Below are 22951 nucleotides of genomic sequence, written 5' to 3' on the forward strand. Positions count from 1 at the left end.
GTAGTGGACTTAGTTATGAGCCATGTAGACCAAATAGAAACGATTAAAATTACTAACCGCGAAATCGGAATATTGCCTAACAATGTGCCAGTAGTGGATCAGTTTTTGAATAACTACCGCACACATAAAGCATCAACGACTCATTCAGTGGCTAGTAATTCACCTTTAATGAACAATACCAATTCAATGCATGTGCATCGGTCAGTATAAGATTCTCCCTATAATCAGCCTATTCGTAAAATTCATTAGAAATAAAAAAGCAGCGATTTCGCTGCTTTTTTATTGCCTATTGGATTTGTTTAGTGCTGATCCATATAGCTTTGAGTGAGCTTCTTACGCTCGTAATTCTCTTTGAGCTGTATGCCAATACTAATAATTACCATAGGTAAAATGGCTAGGGCAAAAAGAATGCAGATCGAATCAAAAATATTGGCCTGGGCATATGAGCGCATTATTGCGGATTCGCATTGGTTAATTCCTCTAGTGTTGATGGTTTTGTGGCGACTGGTTCATTTGCTGGTGCTTCAGGTGATACTTCTGGTACTTCAGGTGATACTTCTGGTGTTGAACTTGGTTCTTGTTGTGGATCTAACTTGTCTTCATAAGACTCTTGTGGAAGGCTATTGCTTGCAACAAAGTTATCTAGAATATCCTGAGCCTTATATGCCTTATTGCATTCGTCATTTGAGGCGTACAATTCTTTTTGTACGCTATCGTCTAAATACTTTTCTCGGCCATCACTAACATCATCGCTGTAATAACCAGCTTTCTTAGCAGAATCTATATAAATGGAATAACAAATATTTAAAACATTACTACGCTCGTAATCATGTTTGTAATACCAGTCAATACTACGTTCCTTTGCATCGGTTTTCGTATCTTCAAGATATTGATCTAAGCGTTTTTCTTGTGGCGTAGACGAACACCCGATGATTAACAATGAGGTGCTTAAAACTATAAGTTTTTTAATCATGGTTTTAGCTTAAAACAAACGATACCTTTATAGTACAACATTAATTCGTTAAATAATATTTTTGGAATTTTAATTTGTGATGGTTAAACATTGCATTTTCAAACAATTAAGCCGTTTTTTCCCATAATTTTAGATAAATATTGTTGTCTTTTTGCGCGTAGAATATTGAAAACAGGAAGTAATTTAACCACTTGAAATGTTCATCCAACTAAAGATTAAGAAATAAGCCCTTAAAAGTGTTTGTTTATCAACCCTTAAACCTATTTAAACATTTTAAAATTGTATATACTAAAACCATTACTAGATTAACTTCAGTAATTATTACTAAAGAAAGTTAAAAATTGGATGAATTTTAATGAGTAGTTTGTTCATAGTAGAGTCACCCGGAAAGGTCGAAAAAATTCAACATATCTTGGATGACCTGTATCCGCACGAATTCGTTGTACGCGCTTCAGTTGGCCATGTATGTGATTTACCTAATCATGAGATCGGTTTTTCATATCCAGCCTTTGTTCCTAAATACGAAATATCTCAAAATAAAACACGCGTTGTTCAAGAATTAAGACAGGCTGCTAAAAATGCAGATACGGTTTTCCTCGCAACTGACTTGGACCGTGAAGGTGAAGCCATTGCATATCACTTAAAACGTATCCTGAACTTATCTGACGATCAGTATATTCGCGTCAAATATAACGCTATTGATAAAAGTACGATCGCTAATGCACTTCAAAATGGTGAAGAGCTGGATCAAGGTATGGTGGCATCTCAAGAAACACGCCGTTTCCTTGACCGTATGATTGGTTTTTACTTGTATGAGCCAATTTCAAATATTTTAAAAGGCAAATTTCCTGTTGGCCGTGTTCAATCTGCCGTACTCGTTGTGCTTGGTGATTTAGAAGATCTACTGAAAAACTTCAAATCACATGAACATTACAATCTTGAAGTAACTCTAAAACAAGGTTGGGCTGCGAAATGGGATTTTTCTAAGTGGCTTAATCCTGAAATGAAGGATGTGCACAATAACCAGTGGTTAGATAAAGCTTCAATTACCCGTCTACAAAACGTAATTGATAAAAAAGAATTAACCATTACCAGTGTTGAAACTAAGCCATCTTTCCGTAGTGCTCCAGCGCCGTTTATTACTGTTGATCTGCAAGCTGCAGCTGCAGCGCGTCTTGGTTTGGATCTAAAACAAACTATGGAAGCAGCGCAAAAGTTATATGAAGGTGGTTATATCACTTACCATCGTACTGATGCTGCTGTAATTTCGCCTGAGGGGATGCAAGCTCTAGAAGCTTTTGGTGAGAGAGAGGGCATTGCGATTATCGGCAATAAAGCCAAATCTCGCGATGGTGCTCAAGAAGCACATGAATGTATTCGTCCTAGTGACTTCTTTACCTTTGAAGCTGGTGAGGACCAAGTTCAAAAGGATCTATACCGTCTAATCTGGTTGCGTACTGTTGCATCGCAAATGGCTCCAGCTGAATACGAAGTTAAATCCGTTATAGGTGTCTATAAAGATGTCACTCTCAATGTAGATGGTGAAAGCATTACTAAAGATGCTGAATTCAAAGCTTCTAGCCGTATCTTAAAAGAAGATGGCTGGTTGGGCTTATTAAAGACCTACAGTATTGATGAAAATGCACTTGAATACGTGGACGGTGAAGAAGATTCAGAAAAAGAACCTGAACATACGCTACCTATAGATATTGAAGTCGGTCAAAACCACAATGTTATTGCTGGTAAAGTTATCGCGACCAAAACCAAACCACGTTCACGCTACACCGTACCATCATTGGTCAAATTACTTGAGAAAAAAGGAATTGGTCGTCCTAGTACTTACCAATCAATCTTTGAACGGTTAATCAAGCACGGCTATATCAAGCTTGTTAAAAAGAAAATTGAAGTTACACCGCATGGATTGAAGTTGATTCAAAACATTAGAGGTAAGTTTAGTTTTGCAGATCCGCTTTACACCAAAGAAATTGAAGAAACACTGGATCTAATCGCTACTGGTGATGCCGATTATAAACAAGAACTCCAAAAGTTCCATTTAGGGATTGAAAGTGAATTAGGACAGTTCTCAAAACATTGGCTTGATTCATTCCCTGTCTACAAATGTAATAACTGTGATGACGGACGCATGTTGCCGAAAATCGGTACCAATCGCGACAAAACAACATCGGTCTACTGGTCATGTAATTCATGCAAAAGTTCAGCGCCAAACAGAAATGTTGATGGTAAAGATGAACCGGGTAAGCCAACTGTACGTGAGCCAACTGCTCATTTATGTTTATGTGGCAAATCACTGACTCAGGTTACAACTGATAAATCTGTATTTTTTGAGTGCTCTCAACGTGCGTTCGTAGATGGCACCTGTAAAGAAACATACCGTTCTACAAATGACGAAAGCGGTAACTTGGTTCCTGATTTTGACGAATATCGCCGTAACCATACATACAAATGTCAGCTTGAAGGGTGTGGCGGTTGGTTGCGTGAGTTAAAAGGTATTTCAACTTCTTCAGGTAAGCCGTATCACTTCTTTTCTTGTGAAAAATCCAATCCAAACCTGAAAGGCAAAAAATGTAAGTCGGGTCCATTAGAGGTGTTCCCTGATGGTAGTCCTAACTACGAGCCAAGATTCCAAGTGACCAAAACAGAGTATCCATGTATCTGTAAAAAGCCTCTTATACATACCAAGTACCGCAAAGAACCTGGTGTTTACGAAGAGCGATACAGTTGTGAAGCTGCATCATGTAAACGTTATTTCGACATATTGCCAGATGGATCACCAGATACCCAACTTACAAAATCTCGCACTGGCAACGAAGCCAAGTGTTTTGAGTGTGGTCAGACCATGATTCAGTCTGCATTTAATTTACGTGGTGAACGTAAGTTTAAATGGGATTGCTTTAGCTGTGGTGCAAGTGGATACGACAACAACGGTGAGCCAGTTCAACGTGGTAAAAAGAAAGCCAAGTCTAAATCGACCTCTACAAAAGCTAAATCAAGTAAATAATTGAATAGGTGAATAAATGAGTAATCACGAACCAGATGATATGGACAACATCGGGAAGGAAGCTGAAGAAGCGCTCAAACCCCAACCCGATGATGAACATGTAAGTGAGCCTGAACAGCCGGCCAAAACAGCAAAAAAGGGCAAAAAAGTAGACATTGATGAAAACTTTTTTGCTAAGCATAAAAAGCTAATCTTGATTGGCGGTGGTGTTCTTTTCTTTTTGTTAGTTGCTGTGGTTATTTTTGGCAATCAAAACATCGAAGTTGAACGTCCACAACAAAGCGATGTTGAACTTGAAGCTCGACTGCAGAGTGAAGTTGCAAGACGAGTAAAAGAAGAAAGTATGAAATTGGCTGCTCAGCGCAATGAAATTATCGACCGTATTAGTCGTAACTTTGACTGTAACGCACCACAAGTATTCTGTCATGCACAAGATACGTCAGAACCGTATTCAACTGTCGTTTCTAGTTTGCAGAACTTCCAATTTAAGCCAGATACGCCGTATGAAGTTTACATTGAAGTCTACCCCTTGAAAGTGGATGCCCAAAACCCACAATCAAGTCAGCGTAAAGGAAGTGTTTGTAGCCCGAACAACGTGCACCTTTTCTTATGCCAAAAAATCGTAATGAAAAATCCTGCGCTTATGGCCAATCAGATCCGCGAACTATATGCGCTGCTAACGCCGTCTATGACTTATCGCTTGCAGATCAGCAGTCGTCCAATTACGCCAAGTGACATCGATCTGACATTGATTTCTACCGAACTGGACAAAATGAATGCCGATTCTGCAACTGCTAGTGAACCTGAATTGGAGTGTGTACCGCCAGATCCTAAAAAAGATCCTGTTGCGTACAACTTATACGAAACAGGGGGCATGTCTTGTCAAGACATCATGAAGGACTTAGCTTTACGTAAGACTACTACTCCAGCTGGTCAACCTGGTCAAGCTCAACAAAGTGGTGGTGAGCAACCACAATATCAACCGCAAAGTCCTGATGCATTTGGTACGCCAGAAGCAACACATTAAACATACCAATAAGAAACGGATTGATTTTGGTTAATCCGCTATTAATTGGCTTTTGGTTGAGAATACTAATTTAAGCATCTGTTTATCAAATAGATCTTAAAAAAATGAAACAATAAAATGCAGATTTATTCTGCATTTTTTAATTTTCACATTACAATAGTTTAAATTCGCAACTTTTAAGCAACCGGGTACGCTATGAACAACCCAATCAAAATTCAAGATCTGCAAGTGGCAGATTTGCCGTCCACGTTTAAGCTGAAGAAAAAACATAAAGAAGAAGTTTTTCTGAAGTTCAAAGAGTTGAATGAGGCACTATTCAAAGTAGGGTACATTCCAGTGACGTTCTCAGACTTTGTGCATGCACTTATAGAAACTGGCGTAAAGGGATTTTCTGTCGAAGAATATGTCAACGCTCAATTAAACTCTTAATTTTAGAACTCTAATTATTTTTTTGATGTCAAAAAAAAATGGACCACATTCGTAATCCATTCCTTTATTTTCTTTAACGATTAACTTTCTATTTTGGTACCACACTGAGGGCAAAACAGCATATTGTCCTGAAGTGGTTCACCACATTTCACACAAAACATATTCTTTTTCGGTTTGATGATCACGGGTACTTGATCTGATAGATCCTGACTGTGTGTTTCAGGGTTATTCATCAATCCAAGATGTGTACCATGTGTTCTTGGTGAGCTTTTATTGATTGCGCTATTCATCTGGTTCATAGATGACATGCGGTTAATATCTACTTCAGACGTTGGGGCAACCACAATGCTTTGGCTTTTGGCAAAGTCGGCTAAATGCTCTTTCAGTACAACAGCATCATCAGTACAAGCAGTCATGCTCAAGATCGCACGGTTTTGATATTTACCGAAGGTCGTTGTGCTAATTTCAGCGTACCAGACACGTAACGTCATGGTTTCAACATTGATGACTTCTTTTTGTGATTTCACGCTGTCGTCAAGGTAACGGCCAAAGTTCATTTGAGACAATTGATAGCTACCTTTAGCCTCAACCCATATTAGTTTTGATACAAAGTCAAAACGGCTCCATAGGTAATTACCGTGCTCAAAACAAAACTTCCCTAAGATCCACATCGATACACCAAAGAAACCATAAGTGAAGTCGCTAAAATCCAGATAGCTTCCGTTATATAGACCTTTGGCAAAAATAGTCATTAATACGACTGAAGCAATAAAACTTAACAATCCAAAACTATTGAGGATGGCTAACCAGCGATACTTTTCTTCTTTGAAGCATGAGCTCAATGTCATATCACGAAGGGTATTGATTGGCACTGGTTGAGTTTCTTCTAAGATCTCACCCTCAAAAGCACCGTTTTTACTGCGAGAGTTGATAACTGGCAACTGGCGTGAATAGATTCTGTTAGGAATAGCACTTTCCCAATTCTTTTGTAGATGGCGTTCAAGTTCATCAAACAATTGCATTGGTTGGCAATTCATACTCAAACTATCCTGAACGACTCCAGCACTGGCTTGTGGTGGCTGTTTTACCATTTGAGCAATCACGGCCAAGAAGAATATCGCAATCGCAATCAGCGCTGCAATTAACGTAAAAATTGCTTTATCCATGCTTGGCAACCAAATAGGTGCAACTGCATGTTGGGTAAGGATAGGAACCAATACAGGTCCAAGAATGGCGACTAAAACCAAACCAATGACTTTAGATAAACCAATTTCTTGTGCACCTGAGTTCGGATTAGCCATAGGACGCAATAAAACAATCAAAATAATGGCGTTGTAAACAATCCCAAGCCAAGCACCTGTATTGGGTGATGCACCCACATACGCGATTAGAGCACTCACTAAGGTAATCAGAAAAACAATCGCATTTTGAAATTGAGCTTCTGCAGCGTTACGGATGAATAATGGCGAAAAAATAAGATTAGGGAACAGTGAATATAGAATCCCGTTCACTGAGCCTTTTGGTTCTTCATAAATCAAAGCGCTTTGGCGTAGGATCTCTTTAATATCGGTTGCACCAGGATAAGCACCAGTTTCTTGAATGGATAACTCCTGTGCAAGTCCGGCTGGTTGATCACGACCAAAGTAGAACTTTAGGTTTGATAAGCCTGTGGTCAGCAGTAGAGCGCCATAACTGAACATTGCTAGACCAACTATAAGCGGTGGTAGTGCAACAAATACACCGTTACTGAATAGACCTTTTGCACTGAAAATTAAGCTTAGGCCAGCCAGCATAAAAACGATGGCACCGATCACTTTAAAAATGTTTTCTATTCGGTAGGGATTAGGGAATTCAAACCGCTTATCTTGCGAGTTATATTCATATGCCATTTTTAATACTCCTTAACGCATTTATCTAATTACGTTTTAACTGGTTAATTATAACTAAGTCGTGGGGTATAAAGTTTTTTTAGTTAAAATGAATCACTGTTTTAGTTAAGTTTTAATAAGGGAATTTAAAAAGTATTTTAAAGGCGCATTAAAAAAGGGGATAACGAATCCCCTTTAAAGATGTACCAAGCTTATGTGCTGTTATTTGTTTTGATCTGCTTGTTTTTGAGCATCTGCAGCTGCAGCGTTCAGCATAGAAGACATATCATTTTGCTCGTCCTCTTTTGGTGGATTTTGTTCTGCAGTTTTTTGATGTGCATCAAAATCGTGGCCCTCAACTTTTGAAGGTTTTTCATTATCGACATAAGCTTCACGCGCTGCTTGTAGGTCTGCAGATGGATCTACTTTGTCAATTTGTTCATCTGGTTGAATAGGTTTTGATTGAGATGTTGATTCTTCTTTTTTACTACAACCAACTAAAACCAAACCTACAGATAATAAGCCAGTTAATAATAGAGTTTTGAATGACATTTAATCGCCTCCAGCGAAACATAAGCAAAGGTATAGTCACATATACTTATAATGTATATACCAAAATTTAACTAAAACTAGTCCGTTGTATAACGTGACCTTTATAAAAACGGTTTAAGTATATACCAATTGCAAATTTTCTTGTTATCGGCTGAAAGCTAATAGAATAGGGTATCGCTTAACGACACTATATAATGGCAAAAAAAAACCACCTTTTACGGTGGTTTCACTAGTTTTAAAGATTAAATCTCTTTAAGGTCTAGATTTTGTTCGCAATAACTACGTACAGCTTCTTTATCTGAAGGATCAAAACCCTTTTCAATCATTTCTTCACGTAACCATTTAATTACTTGACCGCGACCAGCCCAACGTAAGCTGTTGTTTTCACGGTGAACCCATTCATGCGTAAGCTTACGTTTTTGACGTCTTACAGGCTCAACTTTTGTGGTATCAATGTGGTTGTTTTTTAGATATTCGCTAAGTGTATGGATGTCCACAACACCATCGGCAGTAATTTTTTCTGAAATGATTGCATTAATGGCACTAACAGCATCGTGAAAAGCTTTATTTTCTTTAACGACTAGTTGTTGTTGAAGTTCTTCAATATAATTCTGAAGTTCAACAGGTGACATTTGAGCAACATTTTCTGGTTTTGATACATTTAACATGTCATTAGTTCCAGTATTGCGAGTTAAGTTGTTCATGATTAAACCTTTAGAAATATATTTGAAAATTAATTCAAAATATCTCTTACGACAAAACCATTTTTACACATTTACATTATTAAAATCAATTAGAGTTAATCGTATTTATACCTAAATATACCTTGAAATGGTTTTTCTTATAACTTTTATGTCGGGAATTTCCTTAAACCTAATGACAGTAATGCCAGCACTCTTCAAAAGCTCGTCACGCCTTTTATCTTTATCCTGGGTATATTTGTGATAATGCCCATCAAGCTCAATAGATAATATAGGATTGTAGTCTTCATCAACAATCAAATAGTCCACGTAAAGCCTAGAAAACTGATTTCGGGTACTTATGTTTTGCGTGGTCATAAAAGCACTCATGCTTACTTGCACCAAAATGTTGCGTGATGGAATGACCTGTTCTAGTGCATCAAGCATTATAATCTCGTCTTTTGTAAGGACTTTTTTAGATACAAGCTCCTGATTCTTTTGAGGCTTACGATAGCCTTTTTTTGAATTCTTTTTGGCTTTAGTTTTAGGTTTGCGAAATACGCCACATAAAGCAAAAACAAACTTATACACTATATAAAACAATAATGAATAAATTATGGACTTTAACAAAAAGGAATTTAAAATCGTTTCCATAAACCTAATACACAACAAATTTTAAAGGGTGCTTAAACTTCTTAAACATATTAGATAGTTTTAACGGTGATTGATACGAATTAACTAAAAATGTTTAAGGACTATTAGTGATGCAATGTTAAAAATAGTATAATCTTGTAAAAACAGCTTAGAAGTAGTTTTAAAAGTAAAACTGGTTCTCACAAATAACACCGACTATTTCACTGGAAAAGTTTAAAATGGTATTTAATAAACGTACTTTAGCTTTACTGATTGGTACAATCTCGCTATCAGCACACCTCTATGCCAACAACACAACCGTTAAAGTCTCACAAACTCCAATTGTATCATCTTCACCAATTCCCTTAGTTAAAGCGAATGCAATTGAACAATACTATATCAATGTTAAACATCGCTTTAATGGTGCGGAATTTGAACAACCGCCTCGTAAAATTAAGAGCATTAAACTTAACTTGAATGTTATTAATAACGGGGAAGTGGTTTTAACGGCGCACGAAGCTGATAAATCCAAGCTGGAAGACTATTTACAGCAAAACCCTAAAAACTCGGAACTATTGGCCAGTTACGTTGCTCGTATGATCAATTACAACCACGGCTATACGGTTCCTGAAAACAAGGGTAAATACAGCAAGTATGCAAGTACGACTGTATATGAAGCTCTTCTTGATGAATTGAACTATAACTTCGCAACTACGCCAGTAGTATCAGTAGATAGCTATGCAAGCCAACAACAGCTTGAATCTGCTTATCTATACATCCTTTCTCGTTTAGATCCACAAGAAAAAGCGGTGTTTTGGCAATTTGTGAACACATACAAAGTAGGGGATAAGATTGAGATCCCTGAAGGTACTGTTATAGCAGATGTCTTGAACACTTATAAAATCCAATTGAATTTTAAAGCGCCTTAATCACTAAACAGGTAAGGAATATTTAGGAACAAACTATATTATTTTTTTAAAGTTATTTTTTACCTGTTCCTATATGTATTCGCCTTTTTATGTTTCCTCATGGTATTGGGTGTTTTATTCATTATTTTGGTGTGAGTTCTAATTAACTATGCGACATTCCAAACAACCATGCGATAAGGCTTGCTCAAGGGAATTTAGATGAAAAAAACAAATGTCCATATCTTCATTTGGAAATTTGTAATTGGATTATTCTTTTTTAGTTTTCTTATGACTTATGTTCACTCAAATGCTGAAATTACAAATTTATCAATGTTGTTTTATGGGTTTAAGGTAGGTCTGTGGTTTGCAACTATTGCTACCACTTTGATTTGTGTATTGCTCGGTTTAGCAAAGCTCTTAAACAATAAACCTGAGAAAAATGAGCTTATTTACTCATGGTTTTATACATCGACAAAATATACGCTAGTGTTTGTTTGCACATTAGCTGTTGCTATTTTTGTCGCATAGTTAAGTGTAATTTTTTGGTCTTATCGCAACATTGATTAGTAAATTTGTCGCACAGTTCTTTAGAATATTGAATGTATTTTATTGATATTTTATAAAACTGTCGCTTAGTAAATTGGAACTGACATTTGGGGGTCCATTACAGCATCAGCAATAGTTGGATCATGAAATTGCTCAAACCATAAATTTCGGAACTTGACTTTTAATCAACCAATATATTGCTCGAAAATTAGAAGCATTGGGTTGATGTGATTATTTCGAATTTGTTATTAGAAATTAATTGAAAGCAGTATTTTTTAAACTTTAGGTGGAATGAAAAGGTGATTTTTTCAAGTATATTCACTGGTCTTTTTATGACGGTGGGTTTCACAGCGCTAATTTATAACTACGTGTTGATGGGTGGTAATTCTGGTTTGTTCTTTTTGGTTTGGGGTGGTGGTTTCTCTCTAGCAGGATTGTATTTCCATTACCACGGAACAATTGGGAAAATTGGGTGGCAGAGACAGCGCTTTGTTCGTAACACGCAAACACTTGAATGGTATAAGACTGAATACCCTCAATGTGTTGTGACTACAAATATCGTGAAATGTTGTTTTTGCGAAAGTACATCAATTCGCAGATATGCCTTAAAAAACAATACTTACAAAATTCGCAACTCTTGTGCTAAATGCGGTGAAGTTTTGTTTTATACGGATGAGGATTAATAATGACTATTCATGCGTATTATGGTGATGTTAGCCACCTGAAAAATGAACAAAAAATGTTTGAAGACTTATTAACCCAATTGAAGCTTCATTGGGGTAATAGTGAAGATTGGATTTATTTGTTCTATAACACAATGTGGTCAGGTCAGGAAATTGATGTTATTGCTTTCACCAAGGAAGCAATCGTTGTTATTGACCTAAAAAACTATTCAGGCAATCTGGTTGGGTCGGAAAATGGGGAATGGCAGATTAATGGTGAGCTTGAGGTTCAGGGTGGCTCTCAGATTAATCCATTTGTTCAGATTCGGAAGAACAGATTTGCTGTTTTAGAGTGGTTCAAAAGTGCTGAATTGTTTACCGACCAAAACTTAGGTTTTATTAGTGGTTGCATCATCCTGAATGAGTTATCTAGTACGCAAATGGATTTGTCTCATTCGGTAAGAAAGTGGTTTTATGTTACCGATATTGCCAATTCAGTGGATACTTTGTCTAGACTCCATACCAAGGGGATTAGTCTTGCTAGTGATGATATTGTATACCTAGTAAACAAGTTAAAACTTAAAGAATATTCTTGGGATCAGGGTGTTGCTCCTAGAGTTCGCAATCTTATTCAGTCAGAAGATCGTGATACTCCAAGTGATAATAGTCGTAATCAAAGTTCCGCTCCGATCAAATACACATTACATGATCAAATGGAAAAGAAATTCAAAGGTGTTTTAGCACCGTACCTATTTTTCTATGGAACGGTCATCATCTGTTTAGCTATTGCTTTTCATATTGCTAATGGTATGAAAGGTGAAGGGGTTGGGTACTTATTTAGTTTGATCTTTGGTCGCTAAAAATATCAGTTATTCAGGTTGGGATTCCGTAATTATTAAGCCTTTTCCTTTTTGCATTAAAAAAGCCTACATTGTAGGCTTTTAGCTTTTTTAGATCTGTATTACTGAATTAAGTCGTCAACGGCTTCACCAAGGTAGGTTGGATCGTATTGCTTATACAAATAGTTTTCCAGAATTGGTAAATCTGGTGCTAAAACCATTCGCGTAATTTTAGGACGATCTTCTTCAAGGTTAAGCTTCACATGTACGGCGAAGAAATCAATGTTGTTCGTGATGAAGTCATATTCTTTACGACCAGCACTTTTGAGTTGATCAACCATACGCGAAAAGAAGCGGTTATTCGTAATAGAGCAATTCAAGAACTCTAACGCATCTTTTTCAGTAACATTAATTTCAATAATGTTATTGAGGAAGGCTAGCTCTGGTTTAATTAAGTTGCCGTTACGGTCTGCAGTTAGACATTTTGTAGAAAAGGTACCAATACCAGCCATACGACCATCATATTTCACAAAACCGTGCTCTTCAGATGCAACTAAGTTTGACGCATGAACGTATAGAGTAGGGTGGTGCTTTGTATTCCACTCTAAATCAATAACGTCAGTTTCATTTTCTGCATAGAGAGTTTGTAAAAGGGATCTATTGAGGTTGGTATAGAGGACTTGATCAAGCTCTAATACTTTGCGGCGATATAGCTCAGCGAAGGCAATACCGTACTGAGATAAGATATTACATGTTGTATTGAAGCTATTGCAGTAAATCGCACGGTTATCGTTACCGCCGTCTCGATCCTCACTGACCACAATTACATGGTTCCCTAAAACACCATTGATTTTATAAACCACAATTGAGCCTAATGCGAAGTTTTGGGTAAGTAGTTCTTCACCCTCAAATCGTACTGCCGTGCAGTTTTTAATATTTTCTGCGCTTAAAGGATAATTACCCGGTGTGATGGACCACAATGTTGAGACTGGTACAAATAGAGGCTCAATAGAACTACTTAAGTCAACTCGACCAATCGTGATGATGCTTGTGCCGTTAAAACTATCGCCCTTGTGTTCTGCAACGGCTGATGTTCCGATCGTACCTGGTATTTGTGCGTTCTCTGAAGCGCTATTATTTGGTACAACTGATTCTGTCATGAAACAACTCACTAAAAGTTTTATCTTTGTTTAAAAATACCACATGATAAATAGTATTAAAACTTATACTACTATTATAAGATGATCTTTAAGATTCATAAAGGTATATTTATGCTAAACCATAAAACCCAAGTTTGTTTTTTTAATAACCTGATTGGACGTTTTTATAAAAACCATTTGATCATAGATGTTAAAACTTTAAACCTAGATTTTATTTTAGATGTTATTGAATTTCCGACATCAATTGAAGGTTTAAAAAAAGCACCTAAAGTATCAAAAATTAAAATACCTTTTACGCAACTTGCTCAGGATCTTCAGCCACAAAATTACCTAGATTTAGTCCAATCTGATGCCAAAAATCTGTATCTGCAGATTGGGCAAGAAAGACGTTATATTCACGGCGAACAAACTAATTTTTCATATGCTACATCGGTGTTTCAGCAGATCGGTGATGATGAAGTGCTCCAGCTTGAGGCTTTGAACTATGCACTGAAGCTCCAAAGCATTACTAATGGTATTCAGCAACATACAACAGCGATTGAGACATATATCGAGCTAAAGCCTTTACGATATGCGTTTAGCTTAGATACGTTCATAAGTGCAACTGCAGATCTAGATCAACCTTTCGATACTCGTGAAGCGCTTTCTGGCCATATCGTTAACCATTGGGAAAAATGGGTTAAAGCAAACAATATCACCAGTGAAAGTTCTTATGATGCGGTGCTAATAAATACCGATAAATTAATACTGGTTCGAGTCGGTATTCACTCATTCTCAGTGAAGATTACAGACCTTGAAGTGGCTGACGGCGTTATCTATGCTTCTCTTTGTGATTTAGAGCTCTTACAGGTGCTTCTACCAACGTTCTTTGATGGTATACCTTGCCGTATTACTGCATATGCCGATATGAACATTCAATATGCTGTATCGCAATATAAGACTTGGCTATCAAGTCAAAACCTGAAGAAGATCCAGTACGTTCGCAAACAAGGTATTGAGAAGTACTTGCGTAAAAAATTAGAAGATGAAAGTGACTTAATCGGTAACGCGCAACTTGCCAAAACCTTAATGAATACCAGCTATACAGAACAAACAGTCTCGTTTTTTTCTGACGCTTGGGGATTATCGTACGCAAACCATTTTGAGAAGAAAATTCGTCATGCTTTTGATCTGGTCATACAGGCTTTGGATCATGAAGGGATCTCATTAGAGCAGCTGCAGTTCATCAATAGCCTAACAAAAGGGGCAATTGAGAATGCTATTAACGAGATGCTGAACAAGACTGGTTCGCCGTTAAACGTGGTACCAACACTCACTCAAGAATTACTGTTAATTTGCGATGAATTCAATGCCAAAAAACTCAACATATCAAGTGAGCTCTTGGATGCAATCACTCAGTTTGCAGAACAATATGCAGTATCACCACTGTTGGCCATTAAGCGTGATAGCGCCGTGTATTTGCTGTATGAACCATTAGATGCCGATAATCAGTTAATTGATTATGAGTGGTTTTGTACTGCGGTATATACCAAAAATCAGTTTGTGCCTGAAGCCGATGAACAACATAAAACAAATGTAGCGGATCTTCTTAAATCGGTTGAAGTACTGCATGTATTCAAGCCGAATATCCTGTCGTGGACCAATGGCAAGGTATTTGAAACGCCAGAAGAAAAGAAAAATGCTTTTATGTTATGTCTCACACCTGAAGCATTTGAAAATCAAATAGAATTCTTACGCACTAAGAACGCAATACCAGGATATTTTAAAAACCTGATTACATCCTTAGGTGGTTTAAGTACAGTGGCCACGGAACAAGATAAATACGGTGTATTTTTGATTGAGTCGATCGCTAAAAATTCGACTGGTTTTGCATATCAAGGACAACTCTTTCCTATCGATCAAAATGCCCAAATTGACTTAGATCAATGCTCAAATTTAACGCTTAATTCTAAACTACTACCAAAAAACTACCTGACCTTTAAAAGACTAATGAGATTAAGCGATAGTTTAACGAATGGCGTTAAATAGGTTTAAGGAATATTATTATTTTTACTTTAAGTTTAAATAGTGGTTTTTTAAATGCACAAAAATAAAGTATTATACTTTCAAACATAAAACCCTTTTAAAGTTATACAGAGAATACTGAATGAAACTATTAAAAACTGCGATGGTGGGTATCCTTGGTACTGTAATAGCACATACTGCTTTTGCTTATGATGATGTACCAACCCCAAATCCAAACTTTAAAGAAGCTTACGTGGGGCTTTTAACGCCATCTAAAAACTTTAATGTTGTTGCTGGTGGCCTTACACCTGAAATCAGCGAATATAAACTGTCTGATAGCTATTTTGAGAACAATTCAAATCAACGATACAAAGCGACAGCTCACCTTTATCAACAGATGAATACTCGACAACGAGCGATGTATTTATTAGTTCAGCACACAGCTTACTTAAACGATATTTTCTACCCTCAACGTAACCCTTTAGTTAATCCAAACGTATCAGACGAACAATTGAATGTTGAACCAGCACTTAATAAACTGCAGTCCTTACGTACTGACAAAGATATTGTCGAAAATGTTGTAGATCGTGAAACTATGCTTCAGGTATTAAAAGCACATTACGATTATTATATGCGCGATCAATTTACAGTACGTTTTTACGGTAAAAACCAAAACACATTTACTTATGGAATTGATAACTATTCTGGTTTAAAAATACGTTCGGTGGAAGGAAACTTACGCATTGTTGATCGCAAAACAGGTACATTGTTAGGTGACTCAATGGTTAAGTTAAACCACTGGATACCAGCTACCCGTACCAAAGAGCGCCGCACTATTGATATACCGTCTTCCATGCCAGAATGGAAAGACGTTGAAATTAAAGATCTTGCAATTAAATTCCAACCAACTGCAATAACAACCATGCAAGGTAAACGCATTGATATTAATAAAATCTATGCGTACAACACTGAAAAATTCAATTTCTAATGCATTAAGCGGTCTATCTCGACCGCTATTTTTATGTTTTGGTACAATTATTAACCGTAGCCTAAGCAAAAGTTATAAGTTGCTTTTCCCACTAATCAAATTAAGGTTAAAACTATGAAAAAAGCTCTCCTATCAATTGCCACTGTAATCATGGTCGGGGGATGCTCAGAAGTGCCGAATGATATGTCGCATATCGATGTTTTTTCTTCCGATCGCTACCTATCAACTGCACATCAATTTAATAAGCTTGTTGATGATACGTTTAAGTATCCTTATTCAAAAATACCGTTTTTTCTAGTGACGAAAGGGTGGAGTGTTAGTGGTCCAAAAGAGCCAGTATCGCAAATTGTATATAGTTGCTTAACTTCTAATGAGGTGGAATTGGTGACAAAAATCAAGCCATTCATGCCCGAAGTGACCTACATCAAAACACCTGAAAACCAGGTGAAAAATTGCATCATTAAACATTCAAATGACTCAATTAATGCTGATGCGCTGAATGACCTTAAAGCGTTCCCTTTATTCCAAAAATATGCAGACAATCCATTTTTACGTAAGACCGTGGATGCTGCGAAAGCAGATGGCAAAATCTCAGTAAAAGAATATATGGATATTGTGCAGATTGTCATAAAATTAAGTGGAGCTGACAAACAGGTTCAGCTAGAGAAAACTATTCAAGAGCTTTAGGTATTCATATGTCGGAAAATCTATCCATGCATAGCATGTCGAATGAGGAATTGATTCAAGAATGGCTTGATAGCCTGAAGCTTGAAAATAAGTCCGACATGACGATTAATGAATACAAAAAGAGCTTACTTTTGATGTTAGAAATGCCTTTTTTTAAAGGTAAACATCTATTGGAACTAGACCGCGATTACATCACATCATTTCGGTTGCATCGAATCGATGTTGATATTGTTTCTGCAAGAACACTCAACAAAAATTTATCAGCTTTAAAAAACTTCCTGAACTATTGTCTGCGTAAGGAATATATACCTGAAAACTTCTTTTCTGACATTCGGGTTAAGTTCAAAAACCAAAGCTTACCGCGCCCGATCGCCGTGAATACGTTGAATGAGATACTTGATAACAAGACGCCATTAAATCCGAAATACAATAATCAAAAGTTAAGAGATCTAGCAGCTGCAGAAATTGCTTATTCTGGCGGTTTACGTATCTCTGAATTACATGCCATCAAACTAAGTGATATCAACCTCAGTGCTATGCAACTAAAGGTATTGGGTAAAGGAAATAATGAACGGATTGTTTTTTTAGGAAAAAAATCACTAGAGGCTATTTCTACTTGGCTTTTAGTTCGTAATCGTTGGATTTCAAAAGCTGGAGTAGAAGACTGCGGATATTTATTCATTGCACCATCTGGCAAACATATTGCGAAAAACCATTTAGGTGCATGCATTACAGCTCTGTTAAAGGCGCATGGTTCTGGAAATATTGGTAGTACTCATGCTTTGAGACATAGTTTTGCATCGCACTTGTATAACAAAACAAAAAATATTCGCGCCGTTCAGGAAATGCTAGGTCATAAATCACTATCTTCGACACAAGTATATATTCTTGTAGATCACGAAACGTTGATTAGTTCTTATAAAGATGCACATCCACGCGCTAGAGCGAACCAAGATTAATAATTTATTCGCTTCTTGTACTTCTAAAGATATATCGTAAACGATCGAAATAATTAACTTTTGATGGTGCCCGTAATGGCTAAGACTTTTGAACAAGTAAAAAAAGAATTTTTCAATACAAGGGTCATCACAAACAATCGACTACCTAAGCGTGGTGAAAGCCACAAAATTGCTGTGAAACTTGGTTTAATAGACCAAAAACAATCAACATATGTTAAAAAACAGAAACTTTCATATGTTGGCTTATCTGTAATTGAGTGTTTTGAAGAAGCTGGTTTAGATGATGTCTATATCAATGAAAAAATTGAAGAGTTTTCAGAGCTAAAAAACTATACTTCATTACATAAGGCATTAAGAATACTTGATGACGGCCACATGGCCCGTTTAGCAAAAAAATTAGAGGTTTCAGTCGATATGCTCAATGCGACATTGGCTGTGCTGAATAAAATATAAAAAACGGATTGAACCAACCCATGAATGCAAATGAGCTTTATGAAAAGTTACAGCAAATTGGTAAGCCACTGGTCCACGTAGAAAGCCTCGTATCTACAATGCAGTTGGAAATCCCTGTTGAGGAGATTGAAAAACACATTGAACTTTTCGGGGTTAATTTTTTACTGGTAGAAGTTGTTCGATATACCTTTGACGGTTTTCTATCTCCAGAGTACCAACACTATATAGACGAATTCATTGCAGAAAATGAACTGGATGAAGATGTCATTTTGAATATCAGAAATAAAACATCATCAGATATAGGCCTGGTTAATGTTGGCTTTAATCTAAATGGTTGCATCCTTGGCTTAACCCATACGGATGAATGGATGGAACATTTATTCCACTTGGTTAAGTTCATTACTGACAGTGAAAAACGCGAGAAAAGTAGGAACTTTTTGTCTGAACAAGACAAAATCAAGGAACAAAAAGTTTTAGAAAAACAAGCCAAAGAAAAAGAAAGGGAAGTGATGATTCAACAGGTAGAGGATCTCACCAATACCGATGATTTTAAATTATGCAAAACGAAGGGTGAAATATTGTTGTTTTGGGAAAAGAACATTCCTGACCTATACAAAACTCTATCCAGAACTTTTATGGAAACAATGTCTAAGAAATATATCTCTATATTGCGTGGCTCATGAAGTGATACGATATGAGGAAGAACAACGAGTAGTGCATAAATCAGCGTTCTTGAACAACGCAAACAACAATAAAAATTAGTACTCAGCATTCACCAAAGTTTTGTATTGAGAATATTTCGTCAAATTTACTGTGTCACGTACTTGGCCATATTGAATACTGCCTAGATCTGAGTAGGTAAGGTTTTTCTTTTGAGATACTGCAACCAATAATTCATAGTTATTTCTTTGATTGAGTTCAATTGCTGAAGCGATATTTTTGTCTTGGCTCACTTGAGAAGTAATGCTTTGGATCTCCTTTCTATCTGAAGCAGATACATCCAATGTAGTTAAATAAAATCCGATCGATAGAAATATTGTGGCGGTTAAAGTGAATAGGGATGCACCAGTAAGATAAACGGCGCGTAGAGTTCTATACTTTGTATAAACCACAACTGAAGATATGCAGATTGCCAAACATAGCGCAAGAATAACGGCATGTTGGTCTAGATAATCTGAGAAAAGCATTGTAAAGCCTGAAGTACAAAAACATGTTATATCACTTAGCTACCAAGCCATTTGTAGTATTTGAGACTTATCGTATATATGAAATATAAATAGCAAACCTTTGGTATATACTGAATCGGTTTAAAGTGCTGAAACAATAGGCTTTAGAAATAAAATACTAGTCAAAATGTGAATAATCAGGGGGTACACATGGGGCAAGCTAAGCAAAGAGGTACAGCTCAAGAACGTGCTGAAAGTGCAATTCAAAGTACGATTGATGCAACCTTGGCAAAGATTAAGACCGTACTTGATGGATACTATCAAGACATGCCGAATAACTTCTCGCAAGCTGAAAATTACTTTACTGGATATGTCGCTGCATTTGATATTAAAGATGGGATGGAACTTGAAGGTAAAGAGTCTGAATGGGCTTATGATGGTTTACCTACGCCTACCGCTTTACTCAAACTCGTTGAAACTGAGTTAAACGAAGTGATACGTGAAGATAAAGAGTTTTTGGATGACTTTGATCCTGAAATGTATATTGAAGAACTAGGCGAAAACTTGATGTTCTTCCGCTATATAGGTGCTTCTAGTTTCGATACGCCAGATGATGTTTTGCATAATATTCAAACAGTGTCATTTTGGGCGCCACACTTGGTCATGATTAATGGCGTATGGCATAACACTTATGATGCTGGTGCGGTCAATGATGATGGTGAAACGGTCGGCATAAGATTCTAATTCTAGAGGGGTGCATATTGATTACTGCAGCATGCACCTTATTGGTTTAAACATTGCTGTATCGACTGAGCAATATTTTCAGATATTTTCCAGATTACTTTCTGATTAGATAAGCGATTTGCTTCTTCAGGATTGGCAATCACGCCGATCTCAATTAAAACCGCCGGCTTTTGTGATTTCTTCAGGACCACTAGATTGTCATATTGATATACGCCATTTGAGGTCAAAAGCTTTTTGTTTTCACCTGGTATATTCATGCCATGGTAAGTAGAAGGGCTTTCACCAATTGATTTTAGGTTCTGGCCAATGAGATTGGCGCATTTCAAACTTTTTCCGTATTCTGGATTTTTCTTTGATACAAAAATTGAAAAACCTTTGAGTTGATTCTTGTACTTGGTCAGCTCAGTAGGTATTGAGTCGTGGTGCACCGAAATAAAAAGATTAGCATTAGGGTATCTGGTCGCACGTTGAACCAGTGAGACTTTATCTTCATTCACTGAAGATCTGAGCACTTGGACATGACGCGATTTAAGAAAGTATTCAATAGAATTGACCATGCTAAGGTTGTAAGTGTATTCAGGATAGCCGTTAGCTGCAGTAGATCCAGCTTGTTTTGGTGAATGGCCAACATCAAGTACTACTGAATTTTCAGCAAAGATAGATTGTGTAATGATTGACATTGCTAATATCGATATACATTTTAGCTTTAGCACAATTAAAACCCTTTAAGCTATTATTATGGTTTTAAGTATATTTAATTTAAAAAAAATTAAAAGGTTTAAAAGGTTTTGTTAAAATGGTTTTAAGATGGTTTTAAGATGGTTTTAAGATGGTTTTAAAGTACTTATCATGAGAGCTCTAAATACAATTTTGGATATAAAATTTATACATCGACTGTTCACTCAGTTTGTAGAACATCACCCACGACCATTGAGTGTTCACTTCCTGAAAGGCACCTATATAGATGAATTAGAGGGTTATAAGTCAGAGATGGATCCGTAAATTTGAACAACTCCTATAAGTGATATTCTGCTCCTCAAATGATGTTATAAACATCAATATATGGAGTATTTTATGGCACGTAGACCAAGAAGAAATCATTCAAATGATTTTAAAGCTAAGGTAGCACTTGCTGCGATTAAAGCAGAAAAAACACTTGCTGAATTGAGTGCTGAGTTTGATGTTCATCAAAACCAAATTATTGACTGGAAAAATCAATTGATCTCAGCTTCCTCGCAAGCTTTCGATCAATCAAAAGCTCCAACAGAACCACCCATCGATCTAAAAAAATGATCCTAGACAGTATCGTGGACAACAAATCCCTCTAAATTCTTAAAATATTTCTGTTCAAAGGCTTCTGGGCTTAACCAGCCGTTTGCGGAATGCCTTCTGACCCGATTGTAATAAATCTCAATATAGTCAAACAAGACTGTATTCGCTTCTTTTCGAGTGGCAAACACACTGCCATGGACCACATGACCTTTCAATGTATGAAAGAAGCTTTCGGTCACTGCATTATCCCAACAGTTTCCCCTGCGTGACATACTTTGAACGCAGTTATTCGTCAATAATAGCGCCCTAAAATCACGACTACAGTACTGTGAGCCTTGGTCCGAATGCACCATGACACCCATTGGATACCCCTGACGAGCCATTGCATAATGAAACGCATCACACACCAATTGACGGTCTATTCGATGGCTGGTTTGCCAACCGACAATACGACGGCTGAATAGATCCAGCATCACACACAAATACAGCCAACCTTGCTTAGTACGGATATAGGTAATATCCGTTGTCCAGATCTTATTGGGTTCATTGACCGTAAATTGACGATCCAACAAGTTAGGCGCTGTAGGCAAACGATGGTTTGAATCAGTCGTATACTTGTATTTACGTGCAATCCTGCTACGTAAACCAAGCTTTTTAAGCATTCTTCCAACGGTTCGTTCGCTCATGCTGTAACCTAAATCATGCATGTCATGTACCAATGAAGGTGCACCCAATCGTGCATGATGCTGCCAATATACGGCTTTTAAATCATTATATTTCTGCGCTGGATTGGCCTGGCGTTTTCGCCAGGCATAATAGCCTGAAGTGCTGACACCCAGGCATTGACAGGCAGAAGATACAGTGACTTCATTCACATCCAGATCTTGAATTACCGTGTACTTTTCTTGGCATGATCTGTCAGAAAGTACACATGCGCTTTTTTTAAGATGTCATTGGCTTCCCTGAGCTGTTTGACTTCTTTCTCTAATTCTAAGATCCGCTGTTGTTCTGGTGAAAGTTGACGTTTGCTTGAACCTACTGGATTGGCTTCACGAATCCATTTGTCTAAAGTTGAATAACCCACACCTAATTTCTGGGCGATTGCAGCTATAGGTTCGTGGGAGTTTGAAAGTGCATAATCAATCGCTTGCTGTTTAAATTCAGGACTAAAACGTTTAGCCATTTCTTGAATCTCCAAAGATTAAAGTTACGTTATCTTTAGAAGGACGTGCTGTCCATTATTTTGGCTAGGATCAAAACTACATGCAAAAATCGGTGAGCAGGCATTAGAAATTGATTTTTTAGAAGGTGTGTTGAAGAAACTGGGCCGCTTCAACCACAAAAGTTAATCGACGACTCACTTCAGATTTCAGTATCTAAGC

At 37.1% G+C, this 22951-nt stretch carries 24 protein-coding genes and 2 pseudogenes; 17 read left to right on the top strand and 9 right to left on the bottom strand.

The annotated features are described in order from the left end of the window. Positions 1-15: 15 nt before the first annotated feature. A complete protein-coding gene (locus tag HYG93_RS13040) occupies positions 16-210 on the top strand; it encodes a hypothetical protein (protein ID WP_096911212.1) in 195 nt (64 codons plus the stop codon). A 241-nt stretch (positions 211-451) separates the two neighbouring features. Here the strand turns inward: HYG93_RS13040 and HYG93_RS13045 are convergent, their stop codons facing one another. Beyond that, positions 452-940 (bottom strand): hypothetical protein, encoded by a 489-nt coding sequence (locus tag HYG93_RS13045; protein ID WP_228160834.1) that lies wholly within the window; start codon positions 938-940, stop codon positions 452-454. A gap of 388 nt (positions 941-1328) precedes the next feature. Between HYG93_RS13045 and HYG93_RS13050 the strand changes: the two genes are divergently transcribed. From HYG93_RS13050 to HYG93_RS13060, 3 genes are all read left to right on the top strand, one after another. Beyond that, positions 1329-3992, top strand: a complete 2664-nt coding sequence (locus tag HYG93_RS13050; RefSeq protein ID WP_120364885.1) for a type IA DNA topoisomerase — start codon at positions 1329-1331, stop codon at positions 3990-3992. Between the two features lie 16 nt (positions 3993-4008). Beyond that, positions 4009-5019 (top strand): hypothetical protein, encoded by a 1011-nt coding sequence (locus tag HYG93_RS13055; protein ID WP_024160720.1) that lies wholly within the window; start codon positions 4009-4011, stop codon positions 5017-5019. A 195-nt stretch (positions 5020-5214) separates the two neighbouring features. Then, positions 5215-5448: a hypothetical protein gene (locus HYG93_RS13060; RefSeq protein WP_005006205.1), complete on the top strand. Its 234-nt coding sequence runs from the start codon at positions 5215-5217 to the stop codon at positions 5446-5448. A gap of 80 nt (positions 5449-5528) precedes the next feature. Here HYG93_RS13060 and HYG93_RS13065 read toward each other — a convergent pair whose 3' ends face one another. The 4 genes from HYG93_RS13065 to HYG93_RS13080 form a co-directional block, all read right to left on the bottom strand. After that, entirely contained in the window at positions 5529-7337 is a 1809-nt protein-coding gene (locus tag HYG93_RS13065) for a zinc ribbon domain-containing protein (protein WP_005006206.1), read from the bottom strand. 201 nt (positions 7338-7538) lie between these two features. After that, positions 7539-7868, bottom strand: coding sequence for a hypothetical protein (locus HYG93_RS13070; protein WP_005006208.1), 330 nt, complete (start codon positions 7866-7868; stop codon positions 7539-7541). 242 nt (positions 7869-8110) lie between these two features. Beyond that, positions 8111-8572 carry an H-NS histone family protein gene (locus tag HYG93_RS13075; protein ID WP_005006210.1) on the bottom strand — a complete coding sequence of 154 codons (462 nt, stop codon included), beginning with the start codon at positions 8570-8572 and terminating at the stop codon, positions 8111-8113. A gap of 111 nt (positions 8573-8683) precedes the next feature. After that, a complete protein-coding gene (locus HYG93_RS13080) occupies positions 8684-9202 on the bottom strand; it encodes a DUF2726 domain-containing protein (protein ID WP_047471608.1) in 519 nt (172 codons plus the stop codon). 218 nt (positions 9203-9420) lie between these two features. Between HYG93_RS13080 and HYG93_RS13085 the strand changes: the two genes are divergently transcribed. From HYG93_RS13085 to HYG93_RS13100, 4 genes are all read left to right on the top strand, one after another. Next, positions 9421-10110 carry a hypothetical protein gene (locus tag HYG93_RS13085; protein ID WP_005006214.1) on the top strand — a complete coding sequence of 230 codons (690 nt, stop codon included), beginning with the start codon at positions 9421-9423 and terminating at the stop codon, positions 10108-10110. A 198-nt stretch (positions 10111-10308) separates the two neighbouring features. After that, on the top strand, positions 10309-10617 hold the full coding sequence (locus tag HYG93_RS13090; RefSeq protein WP_000753507.1) for a hypothetical protein: 309 nt from the start codon (positions 10309-10311) through the stop codon (positions 10615-10617). Positions 10618-10967: 350 nt separating this feature from the next. Beyond that, a complete protein-coding gene (locus HYG93_RS13095) occupies positions 10968-11318 on the top strand; it encodes a hypothetical protein (RefSeq protein WP_218646829.1) in 351 nt (116 codons plus the stop codon). Positions 11319-11320: 2 nt separating this feature from the next. After that, on the top strand, positions 11321-12157 hold the full coding sequence (locus HYG93_RS13100) for a nuclease-related domain-containing protein (RefSeq protein ID WP_005006218.1): 837 nt from the start codon (positions 11321-11323) through the stop codon (positions 12155-12157). Positions 12158-12258: 101 nt separating this feature from the next. Here HYG93_RS13100 and HYG93_RS13105 read toward each other — a convergent pair whose 3' ends face one another. Beyond that, positions 12259-13296 carry a hypothetical protein gene (locus HYG93_RS13105; RefSeq protein WP_005006219.1) on the bottom strand — a complete coding sequence of 346 codons (1038 nt, stop codon included), beginning with the start codon at positions 13294-13296 and terminating at the stop codon, positions 12259-12261. A 111-nt stretch (positions 13297-13407) separates the two neighbouring features. Here HYG93_RS13105 and HYG93_RS19450 point away from each other — a divergent pair, with 111 nt between their 5' ends. The 6 genes from HYG93_RS19450 to HYG93_RS19455 all read left to right on the top strand — a co-directional run bounded on the left by HYG93_RS19450 (position 13408) and on the right by HYG93_RS19455 (position 19070). After that, entirely contained in the window at positions 13408-15324 is a 1917-nt protein-coding gene (locus HYG93_RS19450) for a hypothetical protein (protein WP_005006220.1), read from the top strand. A 118-nt stretch (positions 15325-15442) separates the two neighbouring features. Beyond that, positions 15443-16288, top strand: a complete 846-nt coding sequence (locus HYG93_RS13115) for a hypothetical protein (protein WP_120364886.1) — start codon at positions 15443-15445, stop codon at positions 16286-16288. Between the two features lie 114 nt (positions 16289-16402). Beyond that, positions 16403-16975, top strand: coding sequence for a hypothetical protein (locus HYG93_RS13120; RefSeq protein WP_046127922.1), 573 nt, complete (start codon positions 16403-16405; stop codon positions 16973-16975). An 8-nt stretch (positions 16976-16983) separates the two neighbouring features. Further along, positions 16984-17934 (top strand): tyrosine-type recombinase/integrase, encoded by a 951-nt coding sequence (locus tag HYG93_RS13125; RefSeq protein WP_227541429.1) that lies wholly within the window; start codon positions 16984-16986, stop codon positions 17932-17934. A gap of 75 nt (positions 17935-18009) precedes the next feature. Further along, positions 18010-18387, top strand: coding sequence for a hypothetical protein (locus tag HYG93_RS13130; RefSeq protein WP_005006227.1), 378 nt, complete (start codon positions 18010-18012; stop codon positions 18385-18387). A gap of 20 nt (positions 18388-18407) precedes the next feature. Then, positions 18408-19070, top strand: a complete 663-nt coding sequence (locus HYG93_RS19455) for a hypothetical protein (protein WP_227553516.1) — start codon at positions 18408-18410, stop codon at positions 19068-19070. Positions 19071-19145: 75 nt separating this feature from the next. Here HYG93_RS19455 and HYG93_RS13140 read toward each other — a convergent pair whose 3' ends face one another. Next, positions 19146-19574 carry a hypothetical protein gene (locus HYG93_RS13140; RefSeq protein ID WP_043041554.1) on the bottom strand — a complete coding sequence of 143 codons (429 nt, stop codon included), beginning with the start codon at positions 19572-19574 and terminating at the stop codon, positions 19146-19148. 189 nt (positions 19575-19763) lie between these two features. On the opposite strand from HYG93_RS13140, the gene HYG93_RS13145 reads away from it, so the two are divergent. Next, positions 19764-20297, top strand: a complete 534-nt coding sequence (locus tag HYG93_RS13145; protein ID WP_043041555.1) for a hypothetical protein — start codon at positions 19764-19766, stop codon at positions 20295-20297. Between the two features lie 38 nt (positions 20298-20335). Here the strand turns inward: HYG93_RS13145 and HYG93_RS13150 are convergent, their stop codons facing one another. Further along, complete coding sequence (locus tag HYG93_RS13150) at positions 20336-20977, bottom strand: N-acetylmuramoyl-L-alanine amidase (protein WP_024160906.1); 642 nt, start codon at positions 20975-20977, stop codon at positions 20336-20338. A 382-nt stretch (positions 20978-21359) separates the two neighbouring features. Between HYG93_RS13150 and HYG93_RS13155 the strand changes: the two are divergent. After that, positions 21360-21587: pseudogene (locus HYG93_RS13155) on the top strand (IS3 family transposase); the annotation flags it as partial. A gap of 5 nt (positions 21588-21592) precedes the next feature. On the opposite strand, the gene HYG93_RS13160 reads toward HYG93_RS13155, so the two are convergent. Further along, a protein-coding gene (locus HYG93_RS13160) for an IS3 family transposase (RefSeq protein WP_087554624.1) occupies positions 21593-22752 on the bottom strand; the annotation gives its coding sequence in 2 pieces (ribosomal slippage) (positions 21593-22518 and positions 22518-22752; 1161 coding nt in all). Positions 22753-22825: 73 nt separating this feature from the next. Between HYG93_RS13160 and HYG93_RS13165 the strand changes: the two are divergent. Further along, positions 22826-22951 (top strand): annotated as a pseudogene (locus HYG93_RS13165) (IS3 family transposase); the annotation flags it as partial.

Source organism: Acinetobacter sp. SwsAc6 (assembly GCF_013391565.1).
GTDB lineage: Bacteria > Pseudomonadota > Gammaproteobacteria > Pseudomonadales > Moraxellaceae > Acinetobacter > Acinetobacter cumulans.